The sequence below is a fragment of the Mesorhizobium sp. M0960 genome, from assembly GCF_040319055.1.
In the GTDB taxonomy this organism is placed as follows: Bacteria; Pseudomonadota; Alphaproteobacteria; order Rhizobiales; family Rhizobiaceae; genus Mesorhizobium.
This window is the reverse complement of sequence record NZ_JAMYNN010000007.1, coordinates 212,081-232,992: the sequence shown is the minus strand read 5'-3', so window position 1 is coordinate 232,992 and position 20,912 is coordinate 212,081. Positions and strand designations below refer to the sequence as shown.

18 protein-coding genes and 1 pseudogene are annotated in these 20,912 nt (G+C 61.4%); 12 read left to right on the top strand and 7 right to left on the bottom strand.

The features are described 5' to 3' along the window. Positions 1-91 precede the first annotated feature (91 nt). From NKH63_RS16140 to NKH63_RS16105, 8 genes are all read left to right on the top strand, one after another. Positions 92-922: an aspartyl/asparaginyl beta-hydroxylase domain-containing protein gene (locus NKH63_RS16140; RefSeq protein ID WP_352482510.1), complete on the top strand. Its 831-nt coding sequence runs from the start codon at positions 92-94 to the stop codon at positions 920-922. A 31-nt stretch (positions 923-953) separates the two neighbouring features. After that, positions 954-1,340 (top strand): fluoride efflux transporter CrcB, encoded by a 387-nt coding sequence (gene crcB, locus NKH63_RS16135; protein WP_352482511.1) that lies wholly within the window; start codon positions 954-956, stop codon positions 1,338-1,340. A 29-nt stretch (positions 1,341-1,369) separates the two neighbouring features. Then, positions 1,370-1,825, top strand: coding sequence for a fluoride efflux transporter CrcB (gene crcB, locus NKH63_RS16130; RefSeq protein ID WP_352482675.1), 456 nt, complete (start codon positions 1,370-1,372; stop codon positions 1,823-1,825). After that, positions 1,822-2,160: a DUF190 domain-containing protein gene (locus NKH63_RS16125; protein WP_023717530.1), complete on the top strand. Its 339-nt coding sequence runs from the start codon at positions 1,822-1,824 to the stop codon at positions 2,158-2,160. Before crcB (NKH63_RS16130) ends, NKH63_RS16125 begins: the two co-directional genes overlap by 4 nt. Before the next feature lie 62 nt (positions 2,161-2,222). Further along, complete coding sequence (locus tag NKH63_RS16120) at positions 2,223-3,203, top strand: RluA family pseudouridine synthase (RefSeq protein ID WP_023717531.1); 981 nt, start codon at positions 2,223-2,225, stop codon at positions 3,201-3,203. A gap of 68 nt (positions 3,204-3,271) precedes the next feature. Next, positions 3,272-4,129: a DMT family transporter gene (locus NKH63_RS16115; protein WP_084642491.1), complete on the top strand. Its 858-nt coding sequence runs from the start codon at positions 3,272-3,274 to the stop codon at positions 4,127-4,129. A 2-nt stretch (positions 4,130-4,131) separates the two neighbouring features. After that, positions 4,132-4,923, top strand: coding sequence for an ATP12 family chaperone protein (locus NKH63_RS16110; RefSeq protein WP_352482512.1), 792 nt, complete (start codon positions 4,132-4,134; stop codon positions 4,921-4,923). 185 nt (positions 4,924-5,108) lie between these two features. Then, on the top strand, positions 5,109-6,995 hold the full coding sequence (locus tag NKH63_RS16105; RefSeq protein ID WP_352482513.1) for an MFS transporter: 1,887 nt from the start codon (positions 5,109-5,111) through the stop codon (positions 6,993-6,995). Between the two features lie 86 nt (positions 6,996-7,081). On the opposite strand, the gene NKH63_RS16100 is transcribed toward NKH63_RS16105, so the two are convergent. Continuing rightward, entirely contained in the window at positions 7,082-7,276 is a 195-nt protein-coding gene (locus tag NKH63_RS16100; RefSeq protein ID WP_352482514.1) for a DUF2735 domain-containing protein, read from the bottom strand. Between the two features lie 317 nt (positions 7,277-7,593). Here NKH63_RS16100 and NKH63_RS16095 point away from each other — a divergent pair, with 317 nt between their 5' ends. Further along, positions 7,594-8,634: a glutamine synthetase beta-grasp domain-containing protein gene (locus tag NKH63_RS16095; protein WP_352451031.1), complete on the top strand. Its 1,041-nt coding sequence runs from the start codon at positions 7,594-7,596 to the stop codon at positions 8,632-8,634. A gap of 115 nt (positions 8,635-8,749) precedes the next feature. Here the strand turns inward: NKH63_RS16095 and glnA are convergent, their stop codons facing one another. Then, positions 8,750-10,159 carry a type I glutamate--ammonia ligase gene (gene glnA / locus NKH63_RS16090; protein WP_023717536.1) on the bottom strand — a complete coding sequence of 470 codons (1,410 nt, stop codon included), beginning with the start codon at positions 10,157-10,159 and terminating at the stop codon, positions 8,750-8,752. 54 nt (positions 10,160-10,213) lie between these two features. Next, a complete protein-coding gene (locus NKH63_RS16085; RefSeq protein ID WP_019857988.1) occupies positions 10,214-10,552 on the bottom strand; it encodes a P-II family nitrogen regulator in 339 nt (112 codons plus the stop codon). Between the two features lie 364 nt (positions 10,553-10,916). Between NKH63_RS16085 and NKH63_RS16080 the strand changes: the two genes are divergently transcribed. Together NKH63_RS16080 and NKH63_RS16075 are read left to right on the top strand one after the other, a co-directional pair. Further along, the gene (locus NKH63_RS16080; protein WP_352482516.1) at positions 10,917-12,467 is read left to right on the top strand and encodes an NAD(P)H-hydrate dehydratase; all 1,551 of its coding nucleotides are present in this window, start codon (positions 10,917-10,919) and stop codon (positions 12,465-12,467) included. Continuing rightward, a complete protein-coding gene (locus tag NKH63_RS16075) occupies positions 12,464-14,470 on the top strand; it encodes a hypothetical protein (protein ID WP_352918099.1) in 2,007 nt (668 codons plus the stop codon). Before NKH63_RS16080 ends, NKH63_RS16075 begins: the two co-directional genes overlap by 4 nt. A gap of 43 nt (positions 14,471-14,513) precedes the next feature. Here NKH63_RS16075 and NKH63_RS16070 read toward each other — a convergent pair whose 3' ends face one another. Then, complete coding sequence (locus NKH63_RS16070) at positions 14,514-15,584, bottom strand: M48 family metallopeptidase (protein WP_352482518.1); 1,071 nt, start codon at positions 15,582-15,584, stop codon at positions 14,514-14,516. A 7-nt stretch (positions 15,585-15,591) separates the two neighbouring features. Beyond that, positions 15,592-17,124, bottom strand: a complete 1,533-nt coding sequence (locus NKH63_RS16065; protein ID WP_352918097.1) for an acyl-CoA carboxylase subunit beta — start codon at positions 17,122-17,124, stop codon at positions 15,592-15,594. A gap of 387 nt (positions 17,125-17,511) precedes the next feature. On the opposite strand from NKH63_RS16065, the gene NKH63_RS16060 reads away from it, so the two are divergent. After that, positions 17,512-18,930, top strand: coding sequence for a DEAD/DEAH box helicase (locus NKH63_RS16060; protein ID WP_023717542.1), 1,419 nt, complete (start codon positions 17,512-17,514; stop codon positions 18,928-18,930). Positions 18,931-19,031: 101 nt separating this feature from the next. Here the strand turns inward: NKH63_RS16060 and NKH63_RS16055 are convergent. Together NKH63_RS16055 and NKH63_RS16050 are read right to left on the bottom strand one after the other, a co-directional pair. Next, a pseudogene (locus NKH63_RS16055) lies at positions 19,032-20,006 on the bottom strand (alpha/beta hydrolase). An 8-nt stretch (positions 20,007-20,014) separates the two neighbouring features. Further along, positions 20,015-20,836 (bottom strand): SDR family oxidoreductase, encoded by an 822-nt coding sequence (locus tag NKH63_RS16050; RefSeq protein ID WP_352482520.1) that lies wholly within the window; start codon positions 20,834-20,836, stop codon positions 20,015-20,017. Positions 20,837-20,912: the final 76 nt, after the last annotated feature.

The following is a 20,912-nucleotide window of genomic DNA, read 5'->3' as shown; positions in this document are numbered from 1 at the left end:
AAAAAACCCTATCAAGATGCGCCTTCGCCGGCGGCAGGCCAGAAACGTACCGACGATATTCAGAACGGAATCGCGCCTGGCGCGTGGAAAAATGACAAAAAAATCCCGCAAAACCCTTCGGAAGTTCGCCATAGCCATTCCGCTGCTGGCGCTCGGCTTCTATGTCATTCCCATTCTGACGACGATTTTCATCGTCCTCGGCCTGATCGACGTGTTGCGCAACGACAACAAGAATTGGGCGCTGTTCAGTGGTTATTTCCTGGGCAACGGCATCTTCACCTGGCTGCTTTCGCCCTTCAATCTGCTGGTGGATCTGCTGTGCTATAGAAACCGCGGTGTCTGGAAATTGGACCAGTTTCCTCCGGACTACCAGAGCGAGGTCAACGAGGTCCTGGATGTCTTCAAGGCACGCAAGGACGAGATCATCGCCGACATCGACGCCAATTTCGGCAGCGGCCGGCGCGGCATGTATGTCTATCAGTGGTATGGCAAGCACAAAATAGACAACGTCGCCGAATTCAACAAGGATTTCAAATACATCAAGACGATTGCCGTCTCTGTGTTCAGCGGCAGGGAATCGACTTCCTGGCACTTTGGCCCGCTCCGGCTCAGCCTACGCATTCTCTACAACCTCATCCCGGTGAAATCGGAAGTGTTCGTCCAGTGTGGCAACGCCAAGAATTACTGGCACGAGAACCCGCTGTTCATCTTCGACGACACGCTGCTTCATCGCTCGGTCAACGAGTATGACGGGCGCCGCTACTGCGTGTTCATGGACATCATTCGCCCATCGCCGTTTCCCGGTCTGATCTCGACGCTCCTCGCCATTGTTTCGGTCAGCGTCGAGCGCATCAATGCCATGTTCTACAAGAACTGGAAGATGATCGCCTCCAGCAAGCCGAAGAAGGTCGGAGCTGCCTGACACCGTAGCGTAACTGGCGCGAGGGAGCACGATGTATCATCTGTTGCTTGTCTGTCTTGGTGGCGCGATCGGTGCAATGGCCCGCTTCTTCCTGTCCGGCTGCGTCGCCCGCCGGGTCGGCGAGACCTTTCCTTGGGGCACGATGGTCGTCAATGTGTCGGGGGCGTTTGCAATCGGCGTCGTTGCGCATGCCGTGGCGCGCGACGGCATGCCTGCCCTTTGGGCCTTTGTCGTCACCGGCGGCCTCGGCTGCTACACCACGGTCTCTTCATTCAGCCTGCAGACGCTGGCGCTGGCGCGTGAGGGCGAATGGCTGCGCGCCGGCGGAAATGTGCTGCTTTCGGTTTTCCTGAGCCTCGGCGGCGTGACGCTGGGCTTTGCCGCGGGAAGTCTTCTGATTGGCAGCGGGGCGCCATGAGCGGCCCGCAGAAGCTCCGCTCCGACGGGATGGCGGGGCGTGCGGCGCGCCTCATTGGCTGGCGCCGAACGAGCCAAACGGTTCGTATCTATGCGACCGTGACCGCTGGCAGCATGATCGGCGGCGTGCTGCGGGCGCTCGCCTCATTGGCGAGCACCGCCTGGTGGGGCACTGGATTTCCCTTCGGCACGCTCCTCGTCAACATTGTCGGCTCATTCCTCATCGGCTTCTATGCGACATTGACGGGACCGGATGGTCGCGTCTTCGCCAGTCCGCTGCAGCGCCAGTTCTTCATGGCCGGCTTCTGCGGTGGCCTGACGACCTTCTCCGCTTTCAGCCTTGAAACACTCACCCTCGCGCAAAGCGGGAAGCTTGTGGCGGCGGCACTCAATATCGCGATCTCCGTGGTGGCCTGGCTTGCCGCCGTCTGGCTTGGCCACATCTTTGCAGTGCGCCTCAACCGGCTGAGAGGATCCAGGCAATGAAGATACCACCACAGGCACAATTGCTGCGCATATTTATCGGCGAAAACGACAGGGCAGATGGCCGTCCGCTGTATGAGGTCATCGTGCTGAAGGCCCGCGAAATGCAGATTGCCGGCGCGACCGTCCTGCGCGGGGCGATGGGATTTGGCCATTCCAGCCGACTTCACACCACGAAGATCCTCCGTCTCTCGGAGGACCTTCCCCTTGTCATCGAGATCGTCGACGACGAGGAAAAATTGGCCGCTTTTCTGCCCGTGCTTGAAACAATCATGACAAGTGGCTTGATCACGCTGGAGAAAGTTCAGGTTCTGCAATATGGAACCGACAACGAATAACCGAGCGAGATTGCGGGTGCCGGCGAATGCCGTTGCATGTTCGCAAAACGGCGATTGGAATCATGGCAGGCGTTGAACAGATCACAGTGGATACCGGTGAGGCGGGCATGCGGCTCGACCGCTGGTTCAAGACCCATTTCCCCGGTCTCGGTTTCGGTCATCTGCAGAAGCTGCTGCGTTCCGGCCAGATCCGCGTCGACGGCGGCAGGGTGAAGGCCGATACACGCGTCGAAGCCGGCCAGACGGTGCGTGTGCCGCCGCTCGAAGTGGACAAGAAAGGCGAAAGCCCGCTCACCGGCCATTCGATACGCAACCAGGGCGATGCCGATGTCTTGGCCAAGATGCTGATCCATGAGGACCCGAAGGTCTTCGTCTTCAACAAGCCGGCCGGCCTGGCGGTGCAAGGCGGCTCCGGGGTCACCCGCAATGTCGACGACATGCTGGAAGCCTGGCGCAACCAGAAGGGCGAGAAGCCGCGTCTGGTGCACCGGCTCGACCGCGACACGTCGGGTGTTCTGGTTGTCGCCCGTACAAGGCTCGCCGCCATGAAGCTCGCCGAAGCGTTCCGGGCGCGTGAGACGAAGAAAACCTACTGGGCGCTGGTCAAGGGTGTGCCGCCGAAGCGCGAGGACAAGATCTCGACCTGGTTGATCAAGGAACCGACGCCCGACGGCGATCGCGTGCGCATCGCCAAGCATGGCGAAAAGGGTGCCGACCACGCCGTGTCCTACTACCGTGTCATCGAGCAGGCTGCACAGACGATGACCTGGCTGGAGATGGAGCCGTATACCGGCCGCACCCACCAGCTTCGTGTCCATGCCGCGCATATCGGTTGCCCGATCATCGGCGACCCCAAATATTTCGAAGCCGACACCAATTGGGATTTTCCAGGCGGCATGCAAAACCGCCTGCATCTGCACGCACGCCGCATCGTCATCCCTCATCCCGACAAGGGTTTTGTCGACGTCACCGCGCCGATGCCGCCGCACATGCGCCAGAGCTGGAACCTGATCGGCTTCGACGACGCAAGCGCGGAGGACTAGGGCCGGTGGGCGTCGCCACAGATACGCTCGACCGCCGTGACGCGGTCGATCTGGCGGCCGCCGCCATCATGGTCGGGCTGACCTTTTCCTGGGGCCTGAACTACGTCGCCGCCAAGATCTCCTATGCCGGCTACGATCCCGTTTTCCTATCGATCGCCCGCTCGGTGATCGGCGGCCTGTGTGTTTTCGGCTGGTGCCGCTGGCGCGGCATCGCGCTGTTCACGCCCGACAAGACTCTCGTCGCCGGCATTCTGGCAGGCGCGCTTTTCGGTCTCGAGTTCCTGTTTCTGTATGTCGGGCTCGAGCACACCACCGTCGTGCGCAACACCTTGCTGGTCAACACCATGCCGTTCTGGATGCTGGTCGGCGGCCATTTCCTGCTGGACGAAAGCATCACGGCACGCAAGCTCGTTGGGCTTCTGCTCGCTTTCGCCGGGCTGGTCGCGGTGTTTTCCGACAAACTGAGCGCTAATGGTGGCGAGACGTTGAGCGGCGACCTGCTCAGTCTCGGCGCCGGCATTCTGTGGGCCGTGACCAACATTGTCATCAAGCGGTCGAAACTGGTGGAGGCCAGCGCCGAAAAGCTGCTGCTCTATCAGCTGGCCGGTGCCGCCGCCGTCGGCATTTTGGTGATGCCCTTTGCCGGGCCGCCCGTCCGCAGCTTTACCCTTCTGCCGACCTTGGCGCTGTTGTTCCAGGCCGTCTACGTTGTCGCCTTCACCTATGTTCTGTGGTTCTGGCTGCTGCGGCGCTACCCTGCATCTGGACTGTCGAGCTTCACCTTCCTGTCGCCGGTGTTCGGCGTGCTCTGCGGCGCTGTCTTCTTGAACGAGCCGTTGACCGTTCGTATCTTCCTGGCACTCGGCCTCATCGCCGCCGGTCTTATCATCGTCAACCGGCCGGCCCGAAAACAAAGCCCCGGATGAGCATGCGCGATATATTGAACCACCTCGAAGCTGGAAAACAGCTCTCCGATCCGGATCCGGTACGCCGTGCCCAAATCCAGATGAAGACGCAACTGCCGAAGCGCTTCTACAAGACCGTCGCGGTGGCACCGGTCGAGGATGGTTTTGCCGTCCATCTCGATGGCAAGCCCGTCCGCACACCGGCCAAGGCGCTGCTGGCGCTGCCGACCGAAAAGGCGGCTGCTCTCGTCGCCGAGGAATTCGCCGCACAGGAGGAGACCATCGACCCGGTAACGATGCCGGTGATGCGTCTGGTCAACACCGCAATCGATGGGGTCGCCAGTGATCCCCAGGCGGTGCTGGAGGACATCCTGCGCTTCGCCTCATCAGATCTGCTCTGCTACCGCGCGGATACACCACAGGGGCTGGTCGACCGGCAGAACGAGCATTGGGATCCGGTCATCGACTGGGCGCGCAGCGCGCTCGGCGCCCGGTTCCAGCTCGCCGAAGGCGTGATCCACGTCGAGCAGCCGCGCGAGAGTATCGCGCTGCTTGGCCAGCATCTAGCCCAACGTGCCGATCCGCTGCGCCTTGCTGCCATCCACGTCATGACCTCGCTGACCGGATCGGCGCTGCTGGCGCTGGCCGTCGATTTCGGCGAGCTCGACGGCGAGGTGGCCTGGGCTGCCGGCCATGTCGACGAGGACTGGCAGGCCGAGCAATGGGGCCATGATGCCGAGGCCGTCGCCCGCCGCGCCGCCCGCAAGCGCGACATGATGGCGGCAGTCAGCCTGCTCGAAGCGCTCAAAGGCTGACGGCACCGGCCGCTATTTCGCACTGCACATTAGACCAAAGTCATAATCCCAAAGGCGGTCTGCCTCTGGGCACTGCTTTCTGTCATTTTTTGCACCGGTGGCTGCACTGAGTCTGCGTTCCGAGGAAACGCGGACGATGACGCGCAGCATCGAGGACCGACGGAATCACACGGGAGGATACACTCATGGCAATGGCATCGACCGCCGGCAAAACAAGCCGCGGCATGACGCGCGAGGAGAAGAAGGTCATCTTCGCCTCCTCGCTCGGCACCGTTTTCGAATGGTATGATTTTTATCTCTACGGCTCGTTGACGGCCGCGATCGGCGCGGCATTCTTCGCCTCTTATCCGGAAGCGACGCGCAACATTTTCACGTTGCTGGTTTTCGCCGCTGGCTTCCTCGTACGCCCGTTCGGCGCGCTGGTGTTCGGCCGTATCGGCGATCTCGTCGGCCGCAAATACACGTTCCTTGTCACCATCATGATCATGGGCCTGTCGACTTTCCTGGTCGGCCTGCTTCCGGGTTCGGCGAGCTGGGGCATTGCGGCGCCAGTCATCCTGATTGCGCTGCGCATGCTGCAGGGCCTGGCGCTCGGTGGTGAATATGGCGGCGCGGCGACCTATGTTGCCGAGCATGCTCCCGACGATCGCCGTGGCTTCTATACGTCGTGGATACAGACGACGGCGACGCTCGGTCTTTTCCTGTCACTGATCATCATCCTGATCGTGCAGAATTCGCTGAGCAAGGAGGATTTCGCGGCTTGGGGCTGGCGTATTCCATTCCTGCTTTCAGCCATCCTGCTCGGCATATCGGTCTGGATTCGCCTGTCGCTTGCCGAATCGCCGACCTTCCAGCGCATGAAGGACGAGGGCAAGGGCTCCAAGGCACCCCTGTCCGAAGCCTTCGGACAGTGGAAGAACGCCAAGATCGCACTGCTCGCGCTGCTCGGCCTTACCGCCGGCCAGGCCGTGGTCTGGTACAACGGCCAGTTCTACGCGCTGTTCTTCCTGCAGAACGTGCTCAAGGTCGATCCGCAGTCGGTCAACATCATGATCGCGATTGCGCTGGCGCTTGGCACCATCTTCTTCGTCGTATTCGGCTGGCTCTCCGACAAGATCGGCCGCAAGCCGATCATCATGGCCGGCCTTGCACTGGCGATCGTCACCACCTTCCCGCTTTTCAAGGCGCTGACCTGGGCCGCCAATCCGGCGCTCGCCACCGCGCAGCAGAACACGCGTGCCACGGTGACCGCTGCACCGGGGGACTGCAAGTTCCAGTTCAATCCGACCGGAACACGCAAGCCTCTCACCTCGTGCGATATTGCAACCGACTTCCTTGCCAAGAGCTCCGTGCCCTATGACATCGTCGCGACGGCGGCACCGGGCACCGCGGCCAATGTCAAGATTGGCACCGAAACTGTGACGTCCTATGATGCTGTGGCAGCTGCAGACAAGGCGACTTCAAACGAAGCTGCATTTAAGAAGGCGGTCAACCTCGCCCTTCAGGACGGCGGCTATCCGCTGAAGCGTGCTGCCGCCAAGGTTGCCGACCAAAAGCTCGACGCCTTTGTCACGGCCAATCCCGAACTGAAGCTCGACGCGGCAGCCATTCGTGCCGGTGAAAAGGCCACTGTCCCGCTCGCCCAGGCGGTCAAGGACAAGCTGCTGACGGCCGATGAAGCCGCCGGCGCCACGGATGTGACTGTCTACAGCGTACCGGCGGCCGGTGCGTTCTCGATGTTTGCCGATCCGGCAGGGGTCAACTGGGCAAAGGTCATCGGCATTCTGTTCATCTTGGTTCTCTACGTGACCATGGTTTACGGGCCGATCGCGGCCATCCTGGTCGAGATGTTCCCGACCCGCATCCGCTATACCGGCATGTCGCTGCCCTATCACATCGGCAATGGCTGGTTCGGCGGCTTGCTTCCGGCGATCGTGTTCGCGCTCAGCGCCTACAAGGGCGATATCTACTACGGCCTCTGGTACCCGGTGGCGATCGCGGCGATGTCGCTGATCATCGGCATGATCTTCGTAAGGGATACGCTCGGAACGGACCTGCATACCAAGCAATAGCCGGCCTCTCCCGGTTCAAAGCAAGGCCCGGCGCGAGCGATCGCGCCGGGCTTTGCAATTCATCGGAGGCGACGAGACGGGGAGGCTTAGCTCTTCCGATCCTGTTTCGCTTCCTCGATCGCTGCCTCATGATACCAGGCGCTTCCGAAATCCGTGCGGTTGCGCAAAGAAGCAAGTTCTGCTGCGAACTTAGCCTTTCCGCTTAAATTTGAGGCAGAAGCGCGCGCTGCCACCGGGAACATCAGGATTTTGGCCGACTGAGGAGTGGAAGTGATTTCCATTGTCGGTTTCCTTTCTTCGGCACAACCTTGCCGATTCAACCTTTCCCCAAGATAGGTTTCGCAATCGAATTAGGCAACATGATTATAAAAAGATCAGTAGCTGCACAATATTTATGCAAACTATGCTTGTGAGCGATCCGATCGCACAATTACGACGGCTCAGCAATTTTGCGCCGACACTACATCGCTTTTGCCGCACCCGTCGCCAGCCAAATGGCACACGAATTGCATTTTAACAGTCGGCAGGTCGGCTGCTGGATAGGCCGGCTCGCCCCGGCGCCATCCAGGGTTCGGTGATCAAGCAACGAGAGGCTAGAATGACGAAATACAAGCTCGAGTACATTTGGCTCGATGGATACACCCCGGTTCCCAATCTTCGCGGAAAGACGCAGGTCAAGGACTATGCCGAGTTTCCGACGCTCGACCAGCTTCCGCTGTGGGGCTTCGACGGTTCTTCGACCATGCAGGCCGAGGGCCACAGCTCTGACTGCGTTTTGAAGCCGGTCGCCGTCTATCCGGACCCCGCCCGCACCAATGGCGCGCTCGTCATGTGCGAGGTCATGATGCCGGACGGCGTGACGCCGCATGCATCCAACAAGCGCGCCACCATCCTCGACGACGAGGGTGCCTGGTTCGGCTTCGAGCAGGAGTATTTCTTCTACAAGGACGGCCGCCCGCTCGGCTTCCCCGAGAGTGGCTATCCGGCGCCGCAAGGGCCGTACTACACCGGCGTCGGCTACAGCAATGTCGGTTCTGTCGCCAGGCAGATCGTCGAGGAGCATCTCGACCTTTGCCTCGCCGCCGGCATCAACCATGAAGGCATCAACGCCGAAGTCGCGAAGGGCCAGTGGGAATTCCAGATCTTCGGCAAAGGCTCCAAGAAGGCCGCCGACCAGATGTGGATGGCACGCTATCTGATGCAGCGCCTGACCGAGAAATACGGCATCGACATCGAATACCACTGCAAGCCGCTCGGCGACACCGACTGGAACGGCTCCGGCATGCATGCCAACTTCTCGACCGCCTATATGCGCGAAGTCGGCGGCAAGGGTTATTTCGAGGCGCTGATGGCGGCCTTCGACAAAAACCTGATGGATCACATCGCCGTCTACGGTCCGGACAACGACAAGCGTTTGACCGGCAAGCACGAGACCGCGCCGTGGAACAGGTTCAGCTATGGCATCGCCGACCGCGGCGCCTCGATCCGCGTGCCGCACTCCTTCATCAACAACGGCTACAAGGGCTATCTCGAGGATCGCCGTCCGAACTCGCAGGGCGACCCCTACCAGATCGCCTCGCAGATATTGAAGACGATCGCCTCCGTCCCGACCAGCGCCGAGGTTTCGGCCGCGGCTTGAGCATTCGTCCCGGCGTAGACCTCAGGCCTGCGCCGAGACTTTCTCTCCGATCGCATCGCAATAAAAAAACCCCGGCGTCTCCGCCGGGGTTTTTTGTTGGCTGCAACGATCCGGATCAGACCGAATAGTACATATCGTATTCGACCGGATGCGGGGTCATTTCGAAGCGCATCACCTCGGCCATCTTGAGCTCGATATAGCTGTCGATCTGGTCGTCGTCGAAGACGCCGCCAGCCTTCAGGAAGCCGCGGTCCTTGTCGAGGCTCTGCAGGGCTTCGCGCAGCGAGCCGCAGACGGTCGGGATCTTCTTCAATTCCTTCGGCGGAAGGTCGTAGAGATCCTTGTCCATCGGCTGTCCCGGATGGATCTTGTTCTTGATGCCGTCGAGGCCGGCCATCAGCATGGCGGCAAAGGCAAGATAGGGGTTCGCGCCCGGATCGGGGAAGCGGACCTCGACGCGCTTGGCCTTCGGCGACGAGCCGAACGGAATGCGGCACGAGGCCGAGCGGTTGCGAGCCGAATAGGCGAGCAGCACCGGCGCTTCATAGCCGGGCACCAGGCGCTTGTAGGAGTTGGTCAGCGGGTTGGTGAAGGCGTTGATCGCCTTGGCATGCTTGATGATACCACCGATGTAGAACAGGCAGCTCTCGGACAGGCCGGCATATTCGTTGCCGGCGAAGGTCGGCTTGCCTTCCTTCCAGATCGACTGGTGGACGTGCATGCCAGAGCCATTGTCGCCGAATACCGGCTTCGGCATGAAAGTGGCCGTCTTGCCGTACGCATTGGCGACCTGGTGCACGACATATTTGTAGATCAGCATCTTGTCGGCGTTGCGGACCAGCGTGTCGAACTTGATGCCGAGCTCGTGCTGGGCGGCGGCCACTTCATGGTGGTGCTTTTCGACGCGCACGCCCATCTCGGCGAGCACGGTGAGCATTTCCGAGCGCATGTCCTGTGCCGAATCGATCGGCGGCACCGGGAAATAGCCGCCCTTGATGCGCGGCCGGTGGCCGAGGTTACCGGTCTCGTAATCGGTGTCGTCATTGGACGGCAATTCGGTCGAATCCAGCCGGAAGCCGGTATTGTAGGGGTCGGCCTTGTACTTGACGTCGTCGAACACGAAGAACTCGGCTTCAGGACCGACGAAGATCTGGTCGCCGATGCCTTCCGCCTTCATGTAGGCCTCGGCCTTCTTGGCGGTGCCGCGCGGGTCGCGGTTGTAGGATTCTCCCGAGATCGGATCGAGGATGTCGCACAGGATGACCATGGTCGACTGGGCGAAGAACGGGTCCATATGCACCGTATCGGGATCGGGCATCAGCACCATGTCGGACTCGTTGATCGCTTTCCAGCCGGCGATCGAGGAACCGTCGAACATGACACCATCGGCAAACATGTCTTCCTCGACCTCGACGACATCCATAGTAACGTGCTGCAGTTTGCCCTTCGGATCGGTGAAGCGCAGATCGACGAACTTCACGTCGTTGTCCTTGATCTGCTTCATGATGTCTTTGGCTGTCGTCATGTCCCTGCTTCCCTATGTGATGACGTTTTGAACATGGCCTTTTAACGGGAAAATTCAGACCGCGTCCATGCCGGTTTCGCCGGTGCGGATGCGCACGACTTCCTCGATGTTGGAGACGAAGATCTTGCCGTCGCCGATGCGGCCGGTCTGGGCCGCCTTGCGGATGGCTTCGATCGCGGCTTCGACGGCATCGTCGCCGAGCACGACCTCGATTTTCACCTTCGGCAGGAAGTCGACGACATATTCGGCACCGCGATAAAGCTCGGTATGGCCCTTCTGGCGGCCAAACCCTTTGGCCTCGGTAACGGTGATACCTTGCAGCCCGGCCTCCTGAAGCGCTTCTTTCACTTCGTCTAGCTTGAACGGCTTGATGATCGCTTCGATCTTTTTCATGTAAAAAGTGGCCTCCACTGCCAAAAAAGACGGGTTGTGAGCCCCGCTTGCGCCTCAATCAAGCACGAACTGTGCCAATTGATGGGGCGCCGAGCAGCCTCACATGATTTGGATACCATGCCGCGCAGGAATGTACATTCGCATCATTCGCTGCGTCGGATGCGCCATGAACACCGCGAGCCTACACACCGCCGGTCCTGCCGTCCGCACAAAAATTGGGCAGATCGGATATTTCATGAGCAGCTGCGCGCCGTCGTCCCGAACGAGGTACGCCGCCAACTTTGCTTAGGGACCTTCGTTGTTTGCGTCGGATCAAAAACTGGACAATGCTTGGGGAAATGATGTGCATGTCGCCTGATATTCCATGAGCAACGAACTTTTGTCTCCGTCTGAAATGGCCGAGGCCGATCGGCTGGCGATTGCGGCCGGGCCACTCGATGGCTTCGGCCTCATGCGGCGCGCCGGCGAAGCGGTCGCTGCCGTCGTCCTGGCGCGCTATCCCCAGGCGAGACGCGTCCATGTCCTGTGCGGCCCCGGCAACAATGGCGGCGACGGCTATGTCGTGGCGCGGTTGTTGGCAGAGGCCGGCATGAGCGTTGCCGTATGGGCCGAAGGCAAGCAGAAACCCGGAAGCGATGCCGCGTTGGCCTCTGATGCCTGCAACTTGCCCGTGGAACACATTGGCCATTGCTACCCGGAAGCGGGTGAAGTGGTCGTGGACGCACTCTACGGCGCGGGACTGTCCAAGGACATTTCGATGCATGCGTTGGCCGTCTCAGGCTTGAGCAGCGCTGAGCGCGTCCCGGTGGTCTCGATCGATTTGCCTTCGGGTGTGTCAGGCGAGACCGGCTTGACTAACGCTCACTTCCAGGCCGAGGTCACGGTGACTTTCGTGCGGAAAAAGCCAGGCCATCTGCTGATGCCGGGGCGCGAGCTGTGCGGCGAGATCATCGTCGCCGATATCGGCATTCCGGATGGGATCATCGATCAGCTCAAGGTCACGGCGTTCGAGAACACACCGGAACTTTGGCTGCGATGGTACTACCCGAGAACGGCTGTCGATTCGCATAAATACAAGCGTGGCCATGTTGCTGTCTTTTCCGGCGGACCGAGTGCGACGGGCGCAGCGAGGTTGTCGGCCATGGCCGCGGCTCGCAGTGGGGCAGGGGCAGTAACTGTGCTTTCACCTGGAAACGCCATGCAGGTGAACGCCGCGCATCTGACCTCGATCATGCTGCGCGAGGCCGGCTCGCTCGAAGAGGTGCAGGAATTCCTCGTGGCGCGGCATCCCGAGGCGCTGGTGTTCGGACCGGGGCTCGGGCCGAAACCCAAGGTCGGCGATTTCGCATTGCAGTTGATTGCGGCGATCGCGGATCTGACCCGCGCATCAGCGGCTACGCCTGAAATTCACGCCAGTGCCATCGTTCTGGATGCCGACGCCATCACCTCGTTGGCGCTTCAGCCTCAGGCACTGTTCGACGCAGCGCGTCAGACATGGTCGCCGGCACTGGTGCTGACGCCACATGAGGGTGAATTCGCCAGGCTTTTTCCAGATATCGCTGGGAACAAAAAACAGTCCAAAGTGACCAAGGCGCGCGAAGCAGCAAAGCGCGCCAATGCCATTGTCGTCTACAAGGGTGCCGACACGGTGATCGCGGCGCCCGACGGCAGGGCCGCGATCAATGCCAACGGTGCGCCGTGGCTGGCCACGGCTGGCTCTGGTGACGTTCTGTCGGGGATCGCGGCCGGATTGCTGGCGCAAGGCATGGCGGCCTTCCAGGCTGCCTGCGCGGCGGTCTGGATCCACGCCGAGGCCGGCCGTCGTTTCGGGCCCGGCTTGATCGCCGAGGATCTACCGTCGGCTCTGGTGCCAGTGCTGCGGGAATTGATCGAAAGCCAGCCGGACCTTCGATGAGACGCATTGCACTCCTTTTCACCACGCTCGTCATGGCCGCTTTGGCGACACTGTCGGCGAATGCCGCTGAGCAGCCGGTGACCATCGTCGATGATCCAGCGGTACTTGCTGCTCTCGATGCCAAGGGCTTTGGCTTCGCCGGCATTTTCGGCGTCGACGGCAAGGGCGATTTGAAGACGCTTTATGACAAGGCGCCGGCTTACCACGCGATCGTCGAAACGATTGCAAGCGACGTCGCAGCATTGCGGACCGAGATGAAGGCCGGCGGCCGGCCGCTGTACGAGGTGACCGACGGCAATGTTGGCCGTGTCATGGACATACGCTGGCTGAGGACCGACGCAGCGCGCTTCCGCCTCGTCGGCGTGGTCAACCGGCTCGACCGGCGCGACTTCGCCGCGCTGAAAGGCGACGGGAGTTGCGGCGAAGTGCGCTTCATCTATCGCCTCGCCTACAGCTTCAAGAAGAACGGCAAGGTTTTGGCCTCGCGCCTGCCGTTCAATTTCAGTGCCGTCTACAATGCCACGCCGGATGTCGATGGCGGCTGTGTCGGCGTCGCCGGACGCTGGGCACCACAGCTCGACGAGAGCGTCGATGCCGGCTGGCTGACCGGCGGGCCGCTGGAAAGAGCGGCGCTCACCTTCAAGCAGCTCGAGCTCAATGCGCAAGTGGTCCGCTTCCCCTCCGGCCAGGAGACCGAATTCGGCGGGCAGGCTGCCTATCTCATGCGAATTTTCGGCATCGACGGAACGGCTGTCAGCGAAAAGCCGCTGGAAAACACGCCCGACATGGCACGTCTTGCCGAAGACGCCGCGCTGAAAGCAAGACTTGCCGACTATGTCCGCACCAATGTTGCGGCGGTCGATCTCGGCGTCTACCAAATCCCCGATGAGTTTTTGGCAAGGAAGGTCATTTCGTGGTCGACCTTCGGCAGCGCAAGGCAGGCCAACCACCCGTTCACGCCGCTGTTCCAGCCCGCGGATTTCGAAGGGCTCGATTTCTCTGCGCTGAAGCTGGTGCGCACGCCAGAGGCATTGGTCGAGCGGCTGGACAACGGCGCCTGCCAAGGCTGCCATCAGGCGGGCTCGACCGCCGGTTTCCATTTCATCGGCCTCGATGACAAGACGACCTCGCCGCTCAACCGCATCGAGGTCGGCATCTCGCCGCATCTCCACGCCGACATCCCGCGTCGCGTCGCCTGGCTGCACGCGACTGCCGACGGCAAGGAACCGAACCGCTTCCGCCCGCTGTCCTTCGCGCCGCCGGCGACATGGAGCGATGCTGGACAGATCGCCTATTCGCCGGCCGAGATGGCGATGCCGTGCCTGATGCCGGCGGATGCGGCCCGCTTTGGCGCGACTCGGCAATGCGGCGGCGGCACCGTCTGCACGCCGCTGGCGACCGTGTCCGGCGTGCGCACCAAGCTGGCGCAATGCCTGCTGCCCAAGGACAGCGAAAACATGTTTTCCGGCCATCCATGCCTGACCGGCTCGATCGCCAGCAACCCGGAACAGCCTTTCAATGACCGCTATACCATCACCGGCCAGTTCGCGGCGTTCGCGCCAAGCATTTCGCGTGCCGGCTACACCTGCCGGCCGCCGAAGATCGGTGTGCCGGCGGGGATTGCCTATCGCGGCTGCGACGACCGGGATCGCAGCTTTGCCGCCTTCAAGACGGGCAAACCGATGCCGAACGAGATTTGCGGGTTGGTCGGCGGCAAAAAATTCGACACCTGCGTGGCGACCAATAATTTCGACCAGTGCCTGGGCGGTGCCGTCAATCGCGGCAATCGTCCTGCCTGCTCGGCCGACCATTTCTGCCGCGAGGATTACATGTGCCAGTCGCTGCCACCCGATACGCCCGGTATCGGCAAGGTGAAAGGCATCGGCTTCTGCTCGCCGACCTATTTTATCTTCCAGATGCGCATCGACAATCACGCCACGCCGTGGTCGGGCGCTGCCCGCGCGACGATGGGGGCCGGGTTCGGTGCTGCGGAAGAGGAATAGGCCACCGACTGAGGCATTCGCCGCAGTGGTTCCAGGTGGATAGCTATCGATCGAGGTCGTCGGCGATGTTCGATGTCCATTCGCCGTCGAAATGGCGGACGCGTTCGGCGACGAACGCATCGCTCAGCAGGCTCGACAAGGCAGAAACCAGAATTGGTTCTATCTCTGGAGCCGAGCTAAATCCAAGAGCAATCAGACGTTCGGACCAGGGCGGATGGTCCGCACTTTCGTTATCTCGCGCGTCCCACGCTTTTTGAGCATACTCCTGCAGAATGGGAAGTCTCGACAAGTGAGCGGCGGCCGCCAGGACCCTTTCGAGTGGTGGACGGGGCGGAGCCATGGCGCCAAGCAGTTCACGCTGGAGCGGGCTATAGACTTGATCATCGAAGAACGCACTGGCGGCACCGATCAGAAGCAGGGCGCGGGCCGCATCATGTGCGTCGCCGGACGTCGCTGCATGGCGATCTGCGTCAATTTCCGCTCGTCGCGACAACCGTATTTCTTCGCGCTCCAGAGTGCGCGACAGCGGACCAAGCATCCAGTAGAACAGGCTGCCTGAAACGGTTTTCCCCGGAGGAGCGAAGTCGAAGATTAGATCGAAGCTTTTCTCGAGTTCGGCCAGGTTGAGTCCGCCATTTGTATCTTTGTTTTTCAGATGGGCGTCCTCATGAGCCAAGATCGCCGCAAATGCCTTTTGGTCGGTCGCTGCGAGCAATGGCAGGCCGATGGTGAGAATCGCCCTGCGACCAAGCAAGCCTAGAAACGGCCGCTCTTCACCGACGCTGGCGTTGAGATCGTCGCTCAGGATGATCCTCGTTCGGCTGGCGCGGTGTTTGCCGGCAATACTCTCCCAGACAGCCCACAGCTTCGGGGCTGATTCCCGAGTAATCCCCTTGACCTTGCTGGGTCGAAAACCGGCGAACAATGTTCCGATCAACAGAACGATGGCCAGCATCGCGGCCGGGATTGCAACAGCACCAGTCGCGATGACGGCGAGCGGATGCCAATCGAGGAGCCAGAACCACAGGACTATTGGGCAGAACAGCGGGAGAGCGAAGAGCAGGATGGCAAATCTGCCGAAACGCGCTCCCATGTAGAGGACCAGGCGCGACATCAGCCCCTCACAGCGGGATGTTGTCGTGTTTCTTCCAAGGGTTTTGCATATCCTTGTTGCGCAGCATCCTGAGCGCGCGGGCGATGCGGCGGCGGGTCGAATGCGGCATGATCACCTCGTCGACATAGCCGCGCTCGGCGGCAACGAAGGGCGATAGAAAGCGATCCTCGTAAGCCTTTGTGTGTGCTGCAATTTTCTCCGCGTCGCCGATGTCCTTGCGATAGATGATCTCGACCGCGCCCCTGGCGCCCATCACCGCAATCTGCGCCGTTGGCCAGGCATAGTTCATATCGCCGCGCAGATGTTTTGACGCCATGACATCATAGGCGCCGCCATAGGCCTTTCTGGTGATGACGGTGATCTTTGGCACGGTCGCTTCGGCATAGGCGAACAGAAGCTTGGCGCCGTGCTTGATCAACCCGCCATATTCCTGCGGGGTGCGGGGCTGTAAGCCGGGCACGTCGACGAAGGTGACGATCGGGATCGAGAAGCAGTCGCAGAAGCGCACGAAACGCGCGGCCTTGCGGCTGGCATCCGAATCGAGCACGCCGGCCAGCACCATCGGCTGGTTGGCCACGAAGCCGACTGTGCGGCCTTCGACACGGCCGAAGCCGGTGACGATGTTTTTCGCAAAATTCTGCTGGATCTCGAAGAAGTCACCCTCGTCGGCAATTTTAAGGATCAACTCCTTGATGTCGTAAGGTTTGTTGGCATTGTCGGGAATCAGCCGGTCGAGCGACAGATCGTGATCGGTGACCGATTGGTAGCATTCGATCTCGGGAATTTCCGCCGTGTTGGAGGCGGGCAGCAGATCGACCAGCCGGCGCATCTGCAGCAGCGCCTCGACGTCATTGTCGTAGGCTCCGTCGGCGATCGAGGACTTCGTCGTGTGGACGGAAGCGCCGCCGAGGCTTTCGGCGGTGACCGTCTCGTTGGTGACGGTTTTCACCACATCCGGCCCGGTGACGAACATGTAGGAGGTGTCGCGGACCATGAAGATGAAGTCGGTCATCGCCGGCGAATAGACGTCGCCGCCGGCGCAAGGGCCCATGATCAGTGAAATCTGCGGGATGACGCCGGAGGCCAGAACATTGCGCTGGAAGATCTCGGCATAGCCGCCGAGGGCCGCCACGCCTTCCTGGATGCGGGCGCCGCCGGCGTCGTAGAGGCCGATGATCGGCGCGCGGTTGCGCAGTGCCATCTCCTGCACCTTGACCACCTTTTCGGCATGCGCCTCGGACAGCGAGCCGCCGAACACGGTGAAATCCTTGGCGAAAAGATAGACCGGGCGACCGTTGACGGTGCCCCAGCCGGTGACGACGCCATCTCCGGCGATCTTGGTTTTCTCCATGCCGAAATCGGTCGAGCGGTGCTCGACATACATGTCGAACTCCTCGAACGAACCCTCGTCGAGAAAGACGTCTATGCGTTCGCGGGCAGTCAGCTTGCCCTTCTTGTGCTGGGCGTCGATGCGGGCCTGGCCGCCGCCCATGCGGGCGATCTCGCGGCGGCGCTCGAGTTCCTTCAGCACGTCCTTCATGACCGGTCCCCGAAACGGAAAGCTGGATTGTGGTAATCATGCCCGGGGGAGAGCGCAAGCGCCGCTTCCTAATGGCTTTTGCTGCGCTGCAGCATCAGGCCCCTTGCATTTCGATGCGAACTGGGCCATATGCGGCGGCATAGGCGCTTGGGCCGGGATAATCCGGCCTTCTCGATGAATGAGACTGGTTGCGTCTGTTTTCCCTCTTCCCGACATATCGGCAAGGTGGCGAAAAAGCCCCGTGGCATGATGCCTGCGGGCACGACAGCGCTGCCGTGCGGACGATAACGTCCGCCCGCCTTGTCGTTTCATGACAATTTTCGACGGCAGGTTGCGCCCTGCCGCCATTGATGTTTGCGGCCAGGAGCCGCATGAAAGAAGAATATTTTGACCAATGAAAACACTTTGACCGGTAAGGACGCTGGGGAACTGAACGGTTTCGCCGCACTTGGAATTACCGGCGCACTGCTCAAGGCCACGAATGCCGCCGGCTTTACCGATCCGAAGCCGATCCAGGCCCAGGCGATCCCGCCGCAGCTCGAAGGCCGCGACATTTTTGGCATCGCCCAGACCGGCTCGGGCAAGACCGCGGCGTTCGCGCTGCCGATCCTGTCGAAGATCATCGCACTTGGCACCAAGCGCCGGCCGAAGACAGCCCGCGCACTGATCCTGGCGCCGACGCGCGAACTCGCCGTGCAGATCGAGGAGATGATCAAGCTGCTTGCCAAGGGCGCGCATGTCTCGACAGCGCTGGTGCTTGGCGGCGTCTCGCGCTTCAGCCAGGTGAAGAAGGTTGCGCCCGGCGTCGACATCCTGATCGCAACGCCAGGTCGGCTGACCGACCTGGTGCGTGAAGGCGACCTCGTGCTTGCCGACACCAAATGGCTGGTGCTCGATGAAGGCGACCGCATGCTCGACATGGGCTTCATCAACGACGTCAAGCGCATCGCTAGGGCGACGGCGCCGGACCGTCAGACGGTGCTGTTCTCGGCAACCATGCCGGCCGAAATCGCCGAACTGGCGAAAGGCCTGCTGAAGAACCCGATTCGCGTCGAAGTCGCTCCTCACAGCACCGCGGCCGCCGAGATCGTGCAGGGCGTCGTCTTTGCCCGCACCAAGCAGAAGCGTCAGGTGCTGGCCAACATGCTTGCCGACGAGGCGATGAAGTCCGTCATCATCTTTTCGCGCACCAAGCATGGCGCCGACAGGGTGACAAAGGATCTCGAGCGTGACGGCTTCAAGGCCGCCGTCATCCACGGCAACAAGTCGCAGAACGCTCGCCAGAAGGCACTCAACGATTTCCGCGAGGGTTCGGTGCGCATTCTCGTGGCGACCGACATTGCGGCGCGCGGCATCGACGTGCCGGGCATAAGCCATGTGGTGAATTTCGACCTGCCGGACGAGGCGGAGAGCTATGTCCACCGCATCGGCCGCACCGGCCGTAACGGCATGGACGGCATCGCCATCACGCTCTGCGACCCGTCCGAAAACAGCAAGCTGCGCCAGGTCGAGCGCATCATCCGCACCAAGCTGCCGATCGTTGCCGACCATCTCGGCAGCCCCGATCCACAGCGCAATCCCGCCGAGAAGAACGAGCGTAGTTTCGAACCGGCCAATGATCGCAACGACCACAATGGCCGTCGCGACGGCAGGCGGCCCGGCGGCGCAAACAACGGCTTCGGCAAGAAGCGGTTCGGCGACAAGCCAGCCTTTGCGGGCGAGCGCAAGCCGGAAGGCGCCAAGCCCTTCAAGGGCAACAACAAGCGCCGCTTCGGCGGTAAGCGGCCGGCAGCGCGGGCCGCATAGCCTGACCGTGTTGCGGTCGGCCAAGCTTGGCTTGGTCACTCACGATTGAAAAGGGCGTCCGGAGGGATGCTCCGGTCGCCCTTTTGCTTTGAGGCCTTTGGTTACTTCACCACCGCCTCGACCCACACGACAATCCGCTGCGCCAGGAAAGCCGTGGTCGATGGCGACAGCGCGTCACCCGCAATGACGTGGTTGTCGGGGTCGCCGGTATCGTCGACCGGCACCAATTCATGTGCGGCGCCCCAGCGAGCCGCGATTTCGCGGGTGCGATCTGGTCGTACCACCTTGTCCGAATCCGAAAAGATGAACAGGGCAGGGATGGACGTCTTCTCCACCGGCGCGCCGTAGGCAAGCTCTGTCAGCGCCGCCATCGGCAATGTCGCGGCGATCGGGTAGCGTTAGGTCCAGAACCTTTCATGCAGCGCGTTGCGTGGCACGAAGCTACGCTCCTTGCCGGCGACGAGCTCGACGATCTGTCTGCCCCACGGTAGGGTCAGCAATTCGGCGCCGGAAGCCTTGACGCCGAAATTCGGCGAGATGAATGCGATCGCCGCGACGCTGTTCGATGCGCTTGGCTGCGTCGCGGCCCACGCCGCCAGCGAGCCGCCGGTCGAGGTGGCTATGACGATCACCTTGTCGCCGATCGCTCGGCCGATAGCGAGCGCTTCCTCGTAGTCGTTGATCCAGGCACCGACGCTGCCTTGCGTCATCGCGGCGCCATCCTGTCCATGTCCCCTCAGGCGCGTGTAGAAAAGATTGGCGTCAAGCTGGTCGGCCACCTCGTCGGGCAATGGACGAATCTCGCCCTTCGACGCAGAAAAACCGTGGATGTAAACGATCGCGAATGGCGTCTTGGCATGGACCATCGGGTCGGCCCAGATGATTTCCTTGTCCAGCCCGTCGCGGATGCCGGGCACGGCCGCCTCCTGGCGCGCCAGATAGGCCTGCGGATCGTCGCCGATCACTGAGGGATCGAAACGGATTGTGGTTTCGACGAGGACGCGCGGACCAAGCGCCAAGGCCAGGACAAGGATGAGGACAAGCCCCAGCACCGCAAACATGATCCGTCGGCCCATCACGGATCCTATTCGACCGGTGGCTTGCGGTCGAAATTCAGCGGCCGCGCATTCCAGCGGGTGACCGTGCTGATCACCCATCGGCAGAACGGCCTCGGCAGTATCCTGAGCAGCTTCAGTGTCCAGCTCAGGCGGCGTGGGAAAGTGACTTCGAAGCCACCGCATTCGATGCCTCGCGCGATGCGGCGCGAGGCCAGATTGACCGGCATCAAGCCCGGCATCGGCAGGAAGTTCTTCTCGGTCAGCCGCGTGTCGACAAAGCCTGGATTCATCACCTGGATGCGGACGTTCATCTTGTCGAAATCATATTTCAGCGACTCGGCCAAGATATTGACTGCCGCCTTGGTGCCGCCATAGGCGGCGGTGGTGGGCCAGCCGAAATAGGCGGTGACCGAACCGATCAGCACGACATGGCCGCGCGAGCGCACGCGCATGCGTTCGATGACCGGCAGCAGGCCATTGATGATGCCGAAATAATTCACTTCGAAAGACCGACGGAAATTGCGCGCGACAAGATCCTCGCCCGGCGTTGCGATATAGCTTCCCGCGTTGAACACTGCCAACACGATCGGACCGAGATCTTTCTCGATCGCTGCAACCGTCTTTGCCATGCGTTTTTCGTCGGTCACGTCGCAGGGAAAGGCTACGACACGGCCCGCCATCTGCGCCGTTTCGACGATGAGCGTATCGATCGGATGGTCATCGGGCGCAGTCACTGCGACGACATAGCCCTGAGCGGCAAGATCCTTGGCCAGCGAACGGCCGATACCGCTGCTGCCGCCCGTAATCCAGGCGACGCCATGCTTCGGATTGGCCCGATAGAGTGTCATGCTGCGCCCCGCCGGCTCTTCTTAGCCTGTGCTCTAGCGGTGAAGAAATCGAATGAAAAGAGTGCTTTTCGGTACA

What these genes read in the sequence shown, in the direction of transcription:
- NKH63_RS16140 (WP_352482510.1), top strand. Translation starts at nt 92, where the DNA reads ATGACAAAAAAATCCCGCAAAACCCTTCGGAAGTTCGCCATAGCCATT.
- NKH63_RS16095 (WP_352451031.1), top strand. Translation starts at nt 7,594, where the DNA reads ATGACGAAATACAAGCTCGAGTACATTTGGCTCGATGGATACACCCCG.
- crcB (WP_352482511.1), top strand. Translation starts at nt 954, where the DNA reads ATGTATCATCTGTTGCTTGTCTGTCTTGGTGGCGCGATCGGTGCAATG.
- NKH63_RS16100 (WP_352482514.1), bottom strand. Translation starts at nt 7,276, where the DNA reads ATGGAAATCACTTCCACTCCTCAGTCGGCCAAAATCCTGATGTTCCCG.
- NKH63_RS16070 (WP_352482518.1), bottom strand. Translation starts at nt 15,584, where the DNA reads ATGTCGCGCCTGGTCCTCTACATGGGAGCGCGTTTCGGCAGATTTGCC.
- NKH63_RS16125 (WP_023717530.1), top strand. Translation starts at nt 1,822, where the DNA reads ATGAAGATACCACCACAGGCACAATTGCTGCGCATATTTATCGGCGAA.
- glnA (WP_023717536.1), bottom strand. Translation starts at nt 10,159, where the DNA reads ATGACGACAGCCAAAGACATCATGAAGCAGATCAAGGACAACGACGTG.
- NKH63_RS16120 (WP_023717531.1), top strand. Translation starts at nt 2,223, where the DNA reads ATGGCAGGCGTTGAACAGATCACAGTGGATACCGGTGAGGCGGGCATG.
- NKH63_RS16105 (WP_352482513.1), top strand. Translation starts at nt 5,109, where the DNA reads ATGGCAATGGCATCGACCGCCGGCAAAACAAGCCGCGGCATGACGCGC.
- NKH63_RS16065 (WP_352918097.1), bottom strand. Translation starts at nt 17,124, where the DNA reads ATGAAGGACGTGCTGAAGGAACTCGAGCGCCGCCGCGAGATCGCCCGC.
- NKH63_RS16075 (WP_352918099.1), top strand. Translation starts at nt 12,464, where the DNA reads ATGAGACGCATTGCACTCCTTTTCACCACGCTCGTCATGGCCGCTTTG.
- NKH63_RS16085 (WP_019857988.1), bottom strand. Translation starts at nt 10,552, where the DNA reads ATGAAAAAGATCGAAGCGATCATCAAGCCGTTCAAGCTAGACGAAGTG.
- NKH63_RS16080 (WP_352482516.1), top strand. Translation starts at nt 10,917, where the DNA reads ATGAGCAACGAACTTTTGTCTCCGTCTGAAATGGCCGAGGCCGATCGG.
- NKH63_RS16050 (WP_352482520.1), bottom strand. Translation starts at nt 20,836, where the DNA reads ATGACACTCTATCGGGCCAATCCGAAGCATGGCGTCGCCTGGATTACG.
- NKH63_RS16110 (WP_352482512.1), top strand. Translation starts at nt 4,132, where the DNA reads ATGCGCGATATATTGAACCACCTCGAAGCTGGAAAACAGCTCTCCGAT.
- crcB (WP_352482675.1), top strand. Translation starts at nt 1,370, where the DNA reads ATGGCGGGGCGTGCGGCGCGCCTCATTGGCTGGCGCCGAACGAGCCAA.
- NKH63_RS16115 (WP_084642491.1), top strand. Translation starts at nt 3,272, where the DNA reads ATGGTCGGGCTGACCTTTTCCTGGGGCCTGAACTACGTCGCCGCCAAG.